At 61.6% G+C, this 13,732-nt stretch carries 13 protein-coding genes and 1 pseudogene; 5 read left to right on the top strand and 9 right to left on the bottom strand.

Annotated elements, in window-relative coordinates; all coding sequences use genetic code 11:
• Positions 1 to 7 precede the first annotated feature (7 nt).
• Positions 8 to 1,447, top strand: a complete 1,440-nt coding sequence (locus ACJ2A4_RS10205) for a hypothetical protein (protein ID WP_408872738.1) — start codon at positions 8 to 10, stop codon at positions 1,445 to 1,447.
• Between the two features lie 36 nt (positions 1,448 to 1,483).
• Here the strand turns inward: ACJ2A4_RS10205 and ACJ2A4_RS10200 are convergent, their stop codons facing one another.
• The 4 genes from ACJ2A4_RS10200 to ACJ2A4_RS10185 all read right to left on the bottom strand — a co-directional run bounded on the left by ACJ2A4_RS10200 (position 1,484) and on the right by ACJ2A4_RS10185 (position 5,756).
• Positions 1,484 to 1,948, bottom strand: a complete 465-nt coding sequence (locus ACJ2A4_RS10200) for a hypothetical protein (RefSeq protein WP_408872737.1) — start codon at positions 1,946 to 1,948, stop codon at positions 1,484 to 1,486.
• Positions 1,949 to 2,047: 99 nt separating this feature from the next.
• Positions 2,048 to 3,307 (bottom strand): sodium:proton antiporter, encoded by a 1,260-nt coding sequence (locus ACJ2A4_RS10195; RefSeq protein ID WP_194259538.1) that lies wholly within the window; start codon positions 3,305 to 3,307, stop codon positions 2,048 to 2,050.
• Between the two features lie 133 nt (positions 3,308 to 3,440).
• Positions 3,441 to 4,622, bottom strand: coding sequence for an SMP-30/gluconolactonase/LRE family protein (locus ACJ2A4_RS10190; RefSeq protein WP_408872736.1), 1,182 nt, complete (start codon positions 4,620 to 4,622; stop codon positions 3,441 to 3,443).
• A gap of 33 nt (positions 4,623 to 4,655) precedes the next feature.
• Positions 4,656 to 5,756: a DNA topoisomerase IB gene (locus ACJ2A4_RS10185; protein ID WP_408872735.1), complete on the bottom strand. Its 1,101-nt coding sequence runs from the start codon at positions 5,754 to 5,756 to the stop codon at positions 4,656 to 4,658.
• Between the two features lie 172 nt (positions 5,757 to 5,928).
• On the opposite strand from ACJ2A4_RS10185, the gene ACJ2A4_RS10180 reads away from it, so the two are divergent.
• A complete protein-coding gene (locus tag ACJ2A4_RS10180) occupies positions 5,929 to 6,138 on the top strand; it encodes a hypothetical protein (protein WP_408872734.1) in 210 nt (69 codons plus the stop codon).
• Between the two features lie 3 nt (positions 6,139 to 6,141).
• Here ACJ2A4_RS10180 and ACJ2A4_RS10175 read toward each other — a convergent pair whose 3' ends face one another.
• The 5 genes and pseudogenes from ACJ2A4_RS10175 to ACJ2A4_RS10155 all read right to left on the bottom strand — a co-directional run bounded on the left by ACJ2A4_RS10175 (position 6,142) and on the right by ACJ2A4_RS10155 (position 10,481).
• Positions 6,142 to 6,789: a glutathione S-transferase family protein gene (locus tag ACJ2A4_RS10175; protein WP_408872733.1), complete on the bottom strand. Its 648-nt coding sequence runs from the start codon at positions 6,787 to 6,789 to the stop codon at positions 6,142 to 6,144.
• On the bottom strand, positions 6,789 to 7,874 hold the full coding sequence (mnmA, locus tag ACJ2A4_RS10170; RefSeq protein ID WP_408872732.1) for a tRNA 2-thiouridine(34) synthase MnmA: 1,086 nt from the start codon (positions 7,872 to 7,874) through the stop codon (positions 6,789 to 6,791). Before mnmA ends, ACJ2A4_RS10175 begins: the two co-directional genes overlap by 1 nt.
• Positions 7,875 to 7,879: 5 nt before the next feature.
• Positions 7,880 to 8,194 carry a ferredoxin family 2Fe-2S iron-sulfur cluster binding protein gene (locus ACJ2A4_RS10165; protein WP_011252912.1) on the bottom strand — a complete coding sequence of 105 codons (315 nt, stop codon included), beginning with the start codon at positions 8,192 to 8,194 and terminating at the stop codon, positions 7,880 to 7,882.
• Positions 8,195 to 8,216: 22 nt separating this feature from the next.
• Positions 8,217 to 9,358: pseudogene (locus ACJ2A4_RS10160) on the bottom strand (cysteine desulfurase family protein).
• Positions 9,359 to 9,380: 22 nt separating this feature from the next.
• Positions 9,381 to 10,481: a cysteine desulfurase family protein gene (locus ACJ2A4_RS10155; protein WP_408872731.1), complete on the bottom strand. Its 1,101-nt coding sequence runs from the start codon at positions 10,479 to 10,481 to the stop codon at positions 9,381 to 9,383.
• A gap of 137 nt (positions 10,482 to 10,618) precedes the next feature.
• Here ACJ2A4_RS10155 and ACJ2A4_RS10150 point away from each other — a divergent pair, with 137 nt between their 5' ends.
• The 3 genes from ACJ2A4_RS10150 (at position 10,619) to ACJ2A4_RS10140 (ending at position 13,732) form a co-directional block, all read left to right on the top strand.
• Positions 10,619 to 11,284 carry an alpha/beta hydrolase gene (locus tag ACJ2A4_RS10150; RefSeq protein WP_062511341.1) on the top strand — a complete coding sequence of 222 codons (666 nt, stop codon included), beginning with the start codon at positions 10,619 to 10,621 and terminating at the stop codon, positions 11,282 to 11,284.
• Positions 11,285 to 11,402: 118 nt separating this feature from the next.
• Entirely contained in the window at positions 11,403 to 12,329 is a 927-nt protein-coding gene (locus ACJ2A4_RS10145) for an ABC transporter ATP-binding protein (RefSeq protein ID WP_408872730.1), read from the top strand.
• Positions 12,326 to 13,732: an ABC transporter permease gene (locus ACJ2A4_RS10140; RefSeq protein WP_408872729.1), complete on the top strand. Its 1,407-nt coding sequence runs from the start codon at positions 12,326 to 12,328 to the stop codon at positions 13,730 to 13,732. The genes ACJ2A4_RS10145 and ACJ2A4_RS10140 overlap by 4 nt, the downstream gene beginning before the upstream one ends.

The raw sequence follows: 13,732 nt of genomic DNA, 5'->3' as shown, positions 1-13,732 counted from the left end.
GATGGGCATGGCTTACGGCTTTGTCGTCAGCGTCATGGTTATGGTTGTTGGCCTACAGGCCTTCATCCTTCCCGCCGCAGTCTGGCAGGGGGACGAATATGACTATTTTTCCAATATCCGCGAGCATGGTCTGGCCTTCCTGTCTGACCGGATGCTGCACTGGAGCATGCGTCCTTTTTCCGAAATCGTCATTTTCGGTTATGGCAGTCTCGTCAACCTGCTCCACCGGCCGCTGACCTGGGTCTTCCTGGCCCTGACCTGGCTGTTCTGCGCCATAGTAGCGTTCCTTCCCTTCCTGCGTCAGGCCCACATCCCGCTCCCGGCCCGGATGCTGATTGCAGCGTCCCTGGCGGCCATTTTCATGCTGGGTCATCCATCGGCCGATCTTTTCTACTGGCCCATGGCAACAATTGCCCATCTTCCCGTTCTGGCCGCAGCCTGCGGACTGGTCCTGCTGAACATCGCAAAAATCCTGTCCGGCAGAGCCGAAGCCCTGCTCCTGACACTCGCCATGACCTCAAGCGAAGCAGGACTTTTCCTCGGTACGCTCTGGCTGGGCGGACGTGGTTTTCAGGCGCTGTTTTTCCGCAATGACCTGCCGGACAGGCAGCGAAACTGGCTGTTTCTGCCCGCAGGAATATGGCTCTGTCTGGCCGCGAGCATGATTTTCAACCATCGCGTGAGCATTGGAGGCTTTCCGTACACGCCTACCCACGGGCATGTCGGGGCGAGTTTCGCCGCATCTTTCAGCCCGCTCCTGAACACGCTGGTCGGGCTCCAGCCGGATGAACTGAGCAGAGGAAATACCTTTACCGGATCTGCGATTGCGGCCGGGCTTATGCTGAAACTTATCCTGACCGGTACATTGACCGCGCTCTTCATGACCTGCGGTATCCGTCCGGCGCTCCGCACTCTGATACTGCCAGCCATCGCACTCGTGGGTACAATGTATCTGACGATCGCTGCGGCGTTCTACGAATTCGGCTTTCTGTGCTGCCAGCGCCATGAAACCTTCCGGCTGGACCTGTCCTTCCTGCTGATCGTTCTCCTTGCAGCAGCCCTGAGCACGAGACTGTCAGAAAGACTGACATTCCTGCTGCAAAACAGGGCTCCCGGAAAAATGCTGGAAAGCAGCGCCCTGGCAGGTCTGCTGGTATTTACTGCATGGACCGGATACTGGCGGCTGCCTGGCATGTCACTGGCCATTGCAGACCTCCCGCTGGAAAAAGCCGCCCATCAGCGTCTGTGGGCGTCAGGCCTGTCTGGCGGAACGGACATGATCTATCCGCAGGGCACAAGTTCTTCTGCGTTTTATTACTGGTACTGGGAGCCCGGAACCTATCACGCGGGCGGACCCGGCTGGGACGTCCAGTCTGCCATGCGGTATTTCGGCAAGACAACGATCCGCGTCCTGCCACCGTCCAGCCTCCCTTCCGTTCCCCAATAGAGAGACGGAGGGTGACCGGATGCTAAGGCAGGATGTTTACTGCGGCGCGTTGCAGCGATGGGTCGATCCCGGGAAATCCGAACATTCGCCTTTCCCGGCATCCCACCCGAAATCCATTTCCGGACCAGCCATTCCGTTGTTCTGAAACTCGGTTGTGACCGCGCTCAGCTTCGTCACACGGCCGCTGCCATATACCAGATCGACATAGCCATTCCGAAAGCCCGGCACCTTGCCTACGCCTTCGAAATAGGTCGGCTTGCCGTCTTTTCCCGGCACGCCGAACAGCTTGGCCACCTGAGCCGGGGTCGCATGTTCAAGCTTGCGCAGGAATTCCGGCGTCAGGCTCTGGCAACTGACTTCAGGACGCGGGTCTTCACCCACATTCGACTGCCAGCAGGCCGTCTGCCCCGCCAGCGGCGTGGCGGATGCCCCGTATGGCGCAAGCCCGGCGCCCAAGGCCGCAGCCATCATGAAACCTGTGAAATGCCTCAAGCGTACCATCTGAACTTACTCCAACAGAACTCTCTGTTTTCCGAACCTATCACAGCACCCCGGTGGAACCCACCGACCCTGCCGAACACCTTTTGCGGAGGTGCAACGTCAGGCTGACGTCACCGTTTCAGGATACAGCCAGCGCACCACGCGCCCCATGGTCAGCCCCTGAACAATGATCGTAAACACCACGACCCCGTAACACACAGGCAGCAGCGTATCGCGCAGCTCCCCGGCCGGAAGCCCCAGAGCCAACGCAACAGAAATTCCGCCTCGCAGCCCACCCCAGGTCAGAACCCCGAGCGCGCGTCCCCGCTCTCCCGGTTGCAGATGCACGGGCATGGTGGACAGGAACACACTCGCGCCCCGCACAAGAACCGAGAGCGGGATGACCACCAGCATCGTCAGGAAGGGCGGCAGGTGGGGTTTGATTTCCAGAATTTCGAACCCGATCAGCAGGAACAGGAGCGCGTTCAGGATCTCGTCAATGAGGTTCCAGAACACCACCATTTCCTCGCGGGATTTCGGCGTGATGGCCCGATGCCCCGCCTTGCCCGCAAGGCTCATGCCCGCCACCACGACGGCGATCGGACCAGACATGTGCAGCCCGTTCGCCAGACTGTATGTTCCTGTTGCCAGTGCCAGCGACCCCAGAAGATCAATCTGCATGTCGTCCACGCCACGCAGCAGCAACAGGGTCAGCCAGCCGGTGACTGCGCCGAGCAGGCCACCTCCCACCGCTTCAACCAGAAACCGGAATACGAAATCCCCGATCGAGACAGAGTTGGTTTCACCCGTCGCCAGTCCGATCATGGTGCCGAAAATGACGACACCCACACCGTCATTGAAGAGGCTCTCACCCGCAAAAGTCGCCTGCAGGGCAGGTGGCAGTCCAAGCCGGCGCAGCATCCCGACGACCGAAACCGGATCCGTTGGCGCAAGCATCGCCCCCAGCAGCACACACCAGCTGAAAGGTACCGCAAGCCCGCATATGGGAAAGATGAGCCAGGCCGGGACCGCCAGCAGCCCGACCGCCAGCGATGTGCCCAGAATCGCCAGTGCCGCGACCGATTTGCCACGCGATACCAGCAGCCCCAGATCGACCTGCATTGCCCCCGCAAACAGCAGGAAGGACAGCGCTCCGTCCAGCAGGGTTCGGGGCAGATTGATCGTTCCCAGCAATGTCTGGGGAACCTGCTGAAGGTCATAGCCCGGAAACAGCGGGTTCAGAATCATGACGATCAGGGAAATGACCATCGAAATCAGCAGAATTCCGATGGTCAGCGGCAGCTTTAGGGTACGGTAATTGATGATTCCAAGCAGTGTCGCGACAGCCAGCAGCAGAGCAAACAGCCCCAGAGAGTTCATGGTCGCATTTCCCCCTGGCGCCGGCTCAGAACATGCCGGTCCGCCTGCAAACAGATTTCTTCTGCTTAACTGCTGAGGGCCGCCTGAAGTTGCTTCAGCAAGAGTTTCTCACGATGGCCTTACCTATGGATTTTCAGCACAATCCCGCACCCTGCGTATTGAGCATGAGACGATACAGGCTGCCTGCGGCACACATGTAAAGCTCGTTCCGCTTGAGACCACCAAAGGTCAGGTTCGACACACCATGCGGCAGCCGGATGCGTCCTAGAAGCTTGCCTGTCGGGCTGTAGCAGAACACACCGCACAGCCCGTACGGTCCTGACGCGCCACACCACAGATTTCCGAATACGTCCGCCTTCATGCCATCAGGCACAAGATGCTGCCCGTCCAGCATCATGTCGCAGAACACGCGGCCATTCTGCGGGCGACCATTGACCATGTCGAACGCCCGGATCTTCCGGTCCCCGCCCGGCCCGGTCAGGCCGGGATCAGGTGCTGTGGAAATTGCATAAAGCGTCTTGAAATCCGGAGAGAGACACAGCCCGTTCGGTCCCGGCACCTGCTCCTCGGTCAGCACTGATTCAAGCTTGCCGCTCTGTGCATCAATGCGGAATGTATGATCCGCCTGACGCTTTGCGCTGCCGAACTGGGTCGTGGCTTCGGTGCCGATATTCCAGCGTAGTTTGCCTTCCCGGTTGGCACGTCCGCCCGGAGCATCCGGATGCCCCTCCGCCAGACAGTCGCCATAAGCGGGATCGCTGAACAGAATGCTTCCATCCGCCGGATTGACGATGATATCATTCGGCGAATTGAGCCCCTGCCCCTCAAACTTATCGGCCAGCACCGTGCAGGTCCCGTCCTGTTCCCAGCGGATGACACGACGCAGACCATGCTCACAGGTCAGAATACGTCCCTGCAGATCCACGGTGTTGCCGTTGCTGTTAAAGCTTTCCTTCCGATAGGTCGTCATCAGGTTCTCTTCCGGCAGGAAGCGATACTGCGCACTGCGGACCGTATCGGACAGGAGCAGGAACCGGCCCTCACTGATCCAAGCAGGCCCTTCCAGCCAGCCACCACCGCTCCAGACGCGTTCGATATTGCCGTTCTTGAACACCAGATCGCCGAATGACGGGTCGAGCGAAAGAATGTCCGGATCAGGAACGAAGGCCGGAGGCGCATGAGGCCCGAAATCACGGACAGGCTGCGTCATGACATCCGCCGGATGAGGCTCACGTGTTGCAGCCCGCGCTGCCGCACCGGACAGGAAAGCAGCAGCGGCTCCACGAAGAACGGAACGGCGATCAGGTAAGGACACGTCGGAACTCCCAGTTGGAAAGGACAGGCTATTTCAGGATATCTTGCCGGGATCCTGACCCGGTTTGAGATCAGGCAGACGGCTGGCCAGAAAACCGGCTACGGCTGCTTCTTCCGCCGTCAGACCATAGCCTTCATGATCCAGAACCTCCTGCGCCCTGCTCTTGAAGGCTTCGCGCAGACTTCCGTCCAGATACCCGTCCAGCACGCAGGGATTGATGTAGCTGCGTTTGCAGACTGCCGGCGTATTGCCGAGCTTGGCCGCCACGGATTTGACGGCTTCAACAAGCTGTTTTTTTGCTTTCGCCTTCGTATCGTACTGACTGAACGCGCAGAGCGTGACGGCCGCAAGCTGCGTTGCGGCCCAGGTCCGGAAGTCCTTGGCGGTAATATCCGCGCCCGTGATGTCCTGAAGATAGGCATTCACATCCTGTGAATAGATGTCGTGACGGACGCCTTCCGCATCGACATACTGGAACAGTCGCTGCCCCGGCAGGTCCTCAAGGCGAGAGACGATACGGGCCAGACGGGGATCATCCAGTTCCAGATGCTGCTCGATCCCGTGCTTGGCCCGGAAGTCGAGCGTCAGGTGCCTGCCATGCACGGTCGCATGTTTGTGCCGCAGGGTGGTCAGCCCATAGCTGCGGTTCTCTTTCGCGTAACGGTCATTACCGATCCGGGCCATCGTACGTTCCATGAGACGGACGATAGCCGCCAGAACGCGCTCGCGTTCCAGCCCGCGCCGGCGCAGATCGTGATCCACGCGTTCACGCAGAAGTGGCAGTTTTTCGCTGAAAACCAGCATATGCCCGAACTTGCCTTCATCCCGCACACCCTGCCACAGCGGATGATAGCGATATTGCAGGCGTCCGCGTGCATCTTCACCAACAGCCTGAAGATGGCCCTGCGGATCAGGGCAGATCCAGACATTCCGATAGGCCGGAGGAATGGCCAGACGGCGGATACGGGCAATGACATCCGGATCAACGATATGACTGCCATCAGGGGCATAGAACGCAAAGCCCCGCCCGGACCGACGACGCGTAATCCCCGGCATCGAGCGGTCCACATAGCGCAGCCCCGCCTTGCGCGCCTGCTTCTTTGCGTCCGCTTCCCTGCTATCCGCCGCACTCATTCCGCCAGCCTCATCTCTGTTACGGACATAAAGCGTCACAGACGGGACCGGGTTTCCGGAAAGCCGATGCGAAGGCGCATTGCTGGTTTACGCTTCCTTACGGTTCCTGACATGACAGACATGCAGGCGGAACGCATTCTTTCCGGCAGGGGAACAGAAGGAACCGGACGCCGTGAGAAAGACCAGCGCGATTGCCATTTTCATCCTGCTTTCGGCCTGTGCCTCACGTTCCCCGGCCGACATGGCGGACGCCGCGAATGATGACGATTCCGGTTACACTGTCCGGGAGCATCAGCGGGGTGGCATGGGGGGCAACGGCAATATCTGGGGCGAAGTCCTCCGCACTGCGTTGCAGACCGGCATGAGCTTCGCCCATCACTGAGCGTCAGTAGACCAGACGCCACTCCGCCGGTTCAGCCGCTGCCAGGTCGTACCATTCCCGCATCAGCGGATGATCGAGCATCGTCCGTACCCAGGTTTTCACGACCGAATCAACATCCAGTTCGAAACTATGAATCCGGATCGCGATCGGCGCATACATGCAGTCCGCAACCGTCATCCGCTCCCCGAACAGGAATGGCGTCGGCTGGCCCGAGTGCAGAAGCGCCCCCTTGAGCGTACGGCTCAGCAGCGTCACATCGGCCGCCAGCTCCTCGCTGATTTCCGGCAGAGGGGCCGGAACGCGCTCCACATCCATGGAGCAGTTCTGGCGGATCGGGCGGAAACCGGCATGCATCTGCGCGCTGATGCTCCGTGCATGGGCCCGCACGATCCGGTCTTCCGGCCACAACGCGGGTGCAATTTCCGCGCAGTATTCGCAGATCGCCAGACTTTCCCAGACATCCGCGCCGTCATGCGTCAGATACGGCACCATCCGGTTAGGCGAACGCGCATGAATTTCGGTCGTCTTGCCCCCACCCTTGAGCGGGATGACCTCTTCCGTCACATCCAGCCCGGCCAGACGCACTGCCAGCCAGCCCCGCAGCGACCAGGACGAATACCGGCGCGATCCCAGAAGCAGCACACCCGCCATCAGGCATCTCCCGCAGTAATGAAGCCACCACCCAGAACGCGGCTTCCATCATACAGCACACAGGCCTGACCCGGCGCCGGCATGGCCGCCTCGGTCAGTTCCACCAGCGCGCCACCATTCTCCAGCGGCTTCACAAGAGCCTCGCGCAGCTTCTCCCGCGCCCGGATCTGCACGCCACAACGCACGCCTTCCGCAGGCGCGTTGATCAGCCAGTTCATATCCCGCAGACGCACGGTGCGCCGGCTGTCAGCTTCCGAAACCTGCACGCGCGGCCCGACCACAATGCGCCGCTTCGGCACATCGATGCGCGTTACCATCTGGCGCTCGCCGGTTGCAGTGTGGATGTCGCCCAGACGCTTGCTCTGCCCGACCGTATAGCGCGCCACGCCTTCATGGCGGCCAAGCACGCGGCCGTCTTCATCCACGATTTCACCCTCGCCACGGACTTCCGGACGCAGCTTCTCGACCAGTTCGGCATAGGAACCGCTGGGCACGAAACAGATGTCCTGACTGTCCGGCTTGGCCGCGATTTCCAGCCCCAGTTCCTGCGCCAGCGCACGGACATGCGCCTTGTCCGGCATCTCGCCCAGCGGAAAGCGCAGATAGTCGAGCTGGTCTTTTGTCGTCGCGAACAGGAACCAGGTCTGGTCCCGCTCCGCATCGACCGGACGGTGCATTTCCGCACCCTCCGGCCCTTCGACGCGCCGGACATAATGCCCGGTCGCCATGGCCTCGCAGCCCAGATCCCTCGCCATGCCCAGCAGATCCGTGAACTTCACGCCCTGATTGCAGGCTACGCACGGAACAGGCGTTTCGCCACGCGCATAGGCGTCGGCAAAGCTCTCGACCACGCTGTCGCGGAACCGGCTTTCGGCATCAATCACGTAGTGCGGAAAGCCCAGACGGTCCGCCACAGCGCGCGCATCCATGATGTCACGCCCCGCACAGCACGCGCCCGGCTTGGCGGCCTGTCCGTGATCGTAGAGCTGAAGCGTCGCGCCAATCACCTCGTGGCCCTGCCGTTTGAGCAGCGCGGCCACTACGGAACTGTCCACGCCTCCCGACATGGCAACGAGGATCCGCATGATGCTCAGCCCGCCTTCGGCAGACGGACGGTCAGGCCATCAAGCGCGTCCGTCATGACGATCTGGCAGCCCAGACGAGACGTCTTTTCCAGACCGAACGCCAGATCGAGCATGTCTTCCTCGTCATCGGTCGGCGCGCTCAGCTTGGCGGCCCATTCCGGATCGACAACCACATGGCAGGTCGCGCAGGCCAGCGAACCTTCGCAGGCGCCTTCCAGGTCAATGTCGTGCTTGTGTGCGATTTCCAGCACCGACAGGCCGACGGGCGCGTCAACGTCACGACGGGTTCCATCACGCTCGATAAAGGTCATCTTGGGCATAGTTCGTCCGCTTTTTCCGGTTTCAGTTGGGTTGGCACGCCCGGGCAGCTGCGATCAAAAGAGAGGCCGCACGGTCAATATCGGCCTTGGAGGTAGAGCGTCCGACCGACAGGCGCAAGCACCGGGACGCCTTCTCCGCAGAAAGTCCCATCGCCGTCAAGACATAGGACGGCGCAATCTCCGCTGCCGTGCAGGCTGATCCGGTCGAAGCAGCGACATCCGGACAGGCTTCAAAGACATCCAGCGCCCGACAGCCTTCCGGCAGACAGACGTTCAATGCGCCCACCAGACGCGGCGCTCCGCTGCCGTTCAGCACAATCCCCGGTAGACCTTCGCGAAGCTGCGCCCACAGATCATCCCGCAGGAACACCTGCCGCGCCGCCTCATCACCCATGGTCGCAGCCGCCAGATCCGCAGCTTCTCCAAATCCCACAATCAGAGGCGTCGGCAGCGTCCCGGACCGAAGCCCGCGTTCCTGACCGCCCCCGGAAAACAGCGGCTCCAGCCGAACACGCGGCTTTCTCCGGACATAGAGCGCGCCGATCCCCTTGGGCCCATACATCTTGTGAGCGGAGACGGACGCCAGATCCACATCCCGCAGCGATACCGGCATCTTCCCCGCCATCTGCGCCAGATCGACATGCATCAGCGCACCATGCTCCTTCACGATCGTCGCAAGCTGCGGAATATCCTGCAACACGCCGGTCTCATTATTCGCCGCCATGATGCTGACCAGCAGCGTCGGGACTTTCAGCGCTTCCCGCAGGGCTTCGGGATCAACCCGCCCCTCGCCGTCCACGCCAAGCACGACCGCTTCAAAGCCCTCACTTGTCAGATCGCGCACCGATTCCAGAACGCATTTATGCTCCGTCGCCACCGTGACAATCCGACGCCGCGGATCGCCCAGCCGCGCCAGATGCCGTGCAGCCCCCTTGATGGCGAGGTTGTTTGCTTCCGTCGCACCAGACGTGAACACAATCTCCCGAGCTTCCACGCCCAGAAGCCGCGCCACACTGTCTCGCGCACGCTCCACGGCTGCTGCTGCCTTCCGCCCCGGCCCATGCGGACTGTGCGGATTGCCGAAATCTTCCCGAACCAGGGCAGCATGGCCTTCACGACTGCCGGATCACACGGCGTTGTCGAAAGATAATCGAGATAGATCATGCCCGCTGCCCCTTTGCCCGACTCACTTCCGCAGACGCCGCGCCATCGCCTCGTAAGCCTCGCAGAATGCCTCGACCTGGACTTCCTGCACATTCCAAGGCAGCGAGACGCGGATCGCCTGCGATGCGCCGTCCGTCTCTCCCATTGCCCGCAGGACATGCGAGGACGACACCTTCCCCGACGAACAGGCCGACCCTGCCGAGACGCAGAACCCGGCCAGATCCAGCGCCATGAGCTGCACCTGCGCCGCCACACCGTCCAGAATCAGACAGCTCGTATTCGGCAGCCGCGCCACAGCTTCGCCCGCAACCCTCGCACTAACACTTTTCGCAGTTGCTTCGACCCGATCCCGAAGACGCTGCACCGAAGCCCAATCCTGCACCCGCGCCGCATCGAACGCCGCCGCCATGCCCAGAATGGCTGGCAGTGCCTGCGTTCCGCCCCGGCGCCCCCGCTCCTGACCGCCACCAGCCACCAGCGCGTCCATGGGTTCGTCTTCCGCCAACAAAAGCGCACCCGCCCCTTTGGGCCCACCCATCTTGTGCCCGGACACCGCAACACTGCATCCGCCCAGCGCAAACGGCACCCGCCCCGCGCTCTGCACGGCATCGACATGCAGATGTGCCCCCGAGTTGCGACACACCGCCAGCACATCCTCCAGCGGTGAAAGCACACCCGTCTCGTTATTCGCGGACATCACGCAGACCAGCGCGGGGCCAGTCTCCTGCAACCGCGTGCGCAGATGTTCCACGTCCAGAATCCCGTCCCCGTTCACAGGCAGAATTTCAGCCTCCGGTGCGGCCTTGAGAATGGCATCATGTTCCGTCGCCCCGACAAAAATCCGGCGCCCCTGTCCGAAAGCATGGACCGCCATCGCATCGGCCTCCGTCGCCCCGGACGTGAACACGCAGGTGCCGGAAATCCGCCCGAAACCGGCTGCCATGCGGCTGCGGGCGTCTTCAAGGAACCGGCGTGCTTCGCGTCCCTGCGCATGAACCGAAGACGGATTTCCCGACAGCATCATTCCATCCACTGCCGCATCCCTCGCGCAAGGGCGCAGCGGCTCGGTCGCGTTGGCATCAAGATAGGTCGTCCCGGAGGCGGTCATAGGCGCAGTCATCATGTTTTCCAGATTGGACAAACTGGCGGAAATCGCAACGCCGTGTCGATTTTGGTGGAAATCGGGTTTTGCGAATCGATATACACTGCGTCACCGGACGGCAGAGTTCCAATCCTGCCCGACACAGTGCGAGAGTATTCATGCCTGAAGTGATGTTCGCCGGCCCAGACGGCCGGCTTGAGGGTCGTTACCACCACTCCAGCGAACCCAACGCTCCGCTTGCCCTGGTGCTGCATCCCCATCCGCTCCACGGCGGCACCATGAACAACCGTATCACCTATACGATGTATCGCAGCTTCGAGAAGATGGGCTTCTCGGTGATGCGCTACAATTCGCGTGGCGTGGGCCGGTCCCAGGGCCGTTATGATGGTGGTATCGGCGAAATTTCCGATGCGGCTGCCGCCCTCGACTGGATGCAGATGGTCAATCCGAACTCCACCGAACTGTGGATCTCGGGTTATTCCTTCGGCGCCTTCGTGGGCATGCAGCTTCTGATGCGCCGCCCCGAGATCAGCGGCTGGATCAGCGTGGCCCCGCCGGCCAATGACTATGATTTCGGCTTTCTGGCCCCCTGCCCCTGCGGTGGCCTGATGATTGCCGGTGGCAAGGACGAACTGGCTCCCGAGCCGGGCATCCGCAAGCTGGTGGACAAGCTGAACACCCAGAAGAACGTGACCGTCGACTATCGCATTTTCGAAGACGCCGACCACATCTTCGCCAAACAGGCCGACCGGGTTGCCGAAGCCCTCGAAGACCACGTGAACACGATGCGTGGCCGCAAGGCTCTGGCACTGGCTGCCGACTGATCCGGGACATTCCGCCCCGTCAGACATTTTCAAAAAGGCTCTCCTTTCCGGAGAGCCTTTTTAATTCCGGCTTTCATCTCCCTTGCTCCGTCCAGACAAATATGTAACCGGATATTTCATGCAAGACCGAAACATTCCGTCCCACGGCGCTCCATTTTCACTGCCTGTCGAGGTCTCACACCTCACCAAGAGCTTTGGCAGCTTCACGGCGCTGGATGATGTGTCCTTCTCGATCGCACAGGGCGAGACCGTGGCACTGCTGGGGCGCAACGGAGCAGGCAAGTCCACGCTGATCGGATGCCTCATGGGTTTCCTGCTCGCGGATGGCGGCAATATCGACATCTTCGGTCACAGCATTGCCTCCCTGCCGCGCGAAATCCGTGCCCGCACAGGGTTCGTACCCCAGACAATGACCGGTTTCGGCACGTTCCGCGTCGCCCAGCTTATGGATTACATCGCCGCATTCTACGGCGAGCTGCCTCCTGTGGACCCGGCTCTGATGGCCTGGGCGGATCTCGATCCGAGAAAAATGGTCCGATCCCTCTCCGGTGGGCAGAAGCAGCGTCTGGCCATTGTGCTGGCCATGCGTCACAACCCCGAGTTTCTGGTTCTGGACGAACCTGTCGCCAGCCTGGACCCCCATGCCCGGCGCGACTTCATGAACCTGCTCGACAGCTATACGCAGCGGACAGGCGCCAGCATCCTGATCTCGTCGCATATCCTGTCCGATCTCGAACGTCTGTGCTCCCGCCTGCTGTTCGTCCGGCAGGGCCGCGTCGTGCTTGACGTGCCGACCGAGACCTTCCGGGCCACGACCCGCTGGCTTGAGCACCCCATGCCTGACCAGATCCTCGCGGCGCTTCCAGCCGATATCCAGATCCTCGGCCAACGTCCTGACGCCCTGCTGGTTCATGGCTGGACCGAAGACCTTGCCCTCCCCGATGGGACTCAGACAGTCGTTCCGGATTTCGAGGATGCCTTTCTGGAAATCACGGCGCCCCGCACGAGCCCGGCGGAGGCGGAAACACCGGACGCTGCAGCATGAACAGCTTCCTGCCCTCCGGCGCACTGGAACGCAGCGACATGCTCCGTGCGCTGCGCCTGTATGGGACGCGCGTCTTCTTTGTCGGCAATCCCATGATCTTCACGGCAGGGATTTTCATCCTGCTGGCAGTCATGACGGCACACGAGTTGCATACGGCCCTCCTGACACAAAGTCTGGAAACGGCCCTCAAGCATTCCTCCATTTTGAACGCAGCTCTTGCTGCGACCTTCCTTCAGAGCTGCCTGCAGATCCATGCCGGCAGCCAGATCGGAGCCTCCCAGGCCCCGGCCGTTCCCGGCCTGCTTCACGCCGAAGCACGCGCGGCGGCCCTAATGTCCATGGTCGTCCTCGTCGCATTGTCGGGCCTGCTGGCCTGGAGCGGCGTGCCGCTGCATGACACACTGTTCTACACGCTGCTCAATACGGTCCCATCCGTCGCCCAGTGGTATGCACCGCCGCAGCAGAGTTCGCGTCGGCTCAAAGCCATCACGACCCTGACCGGCTTCGCACTGCTGCTCGGTCTGATGCTCCTGACCTTCACGACCGACTTCCCCCTCTGGGCCCTGACACGTCCGGCCATCCTGACTGTTCCGTCCGACATCGCCATGATGGGCCTGCTGACAGCCGCCATCATGACGCTGCCGAACCGGCTGCATTCCCCGGCCATGATGAGCCCTACGGACGGCATGACTGCCCCGGCACCGGCTTTCCCGACACCGGACACCACGCCCCGCCTCGTGCCGCACGACCTGAGTTTCTATCAGCTGCGGCAGATGCTCCTTGCACCTGCCTCTCCCACCACCCTGAAAAGCGATCTGCTGATCAGCCTGTTCATGCCGGCCTGCGCCGTCATGATCATGGCAAGTCTGCCATTGGGACATGGCGGTTTCGGCACCCGTATCGCGCATCTGACGCCCGGCATGACGATCCTGATCGCCCTGCAGGACGGATGGATCAGGACCCGGACACACTGGCCCCTGCTCCTGACGACCGGGCGTTTCGGCAGCCGGCTGGATTTTGTCCGTGCGGTTTTTGCTGCCAAGGCCAGCAGGGTTCTCATGACAGCCCCGCTCCGGACCGTCAGCCTCATGCTGCCCATCACCCTTTTCAGACCGCTCGCGCCCACACATGCCCTGCTGGATGGCGCGGAACTCCTGATTGCCACGCTTGGCGTGACATTCTGCGGCTCGCTGCCTTTCCTCGTCATGAAACAGCCACCTCAGAATCTGGTCGTCGCACTCAGCCTCGCACCCGCCTTCATATTGCAGCTCTGCAACCCGTTTATCCTCGGCGCACGCATTTTCGGCCCGATCGCCTTGGGCATCGCGGCACTGGGCGCCTTGTGCTTCTTTCTGGTTCCACCCCGCCTCGCGCGGGCTGACTGGCCTTACGAGACCGAATGA

Source organism: Gluconobacter roseus (assembly GCF_046058915.1).
GTDB classification, from domain to species: domain Bacteria; phylum Pseudomonadota; class Alphaproteobacteria; order Acetobacterales; family Acetobacteraceae; genus Gluconobacter; species Gluconobacter roseus_A.
The sequence above is the reverse complement of the archived record's forward strand: the minus strand, read 5'-3'. Positions and strand labels throughout refer to the sequence as shown.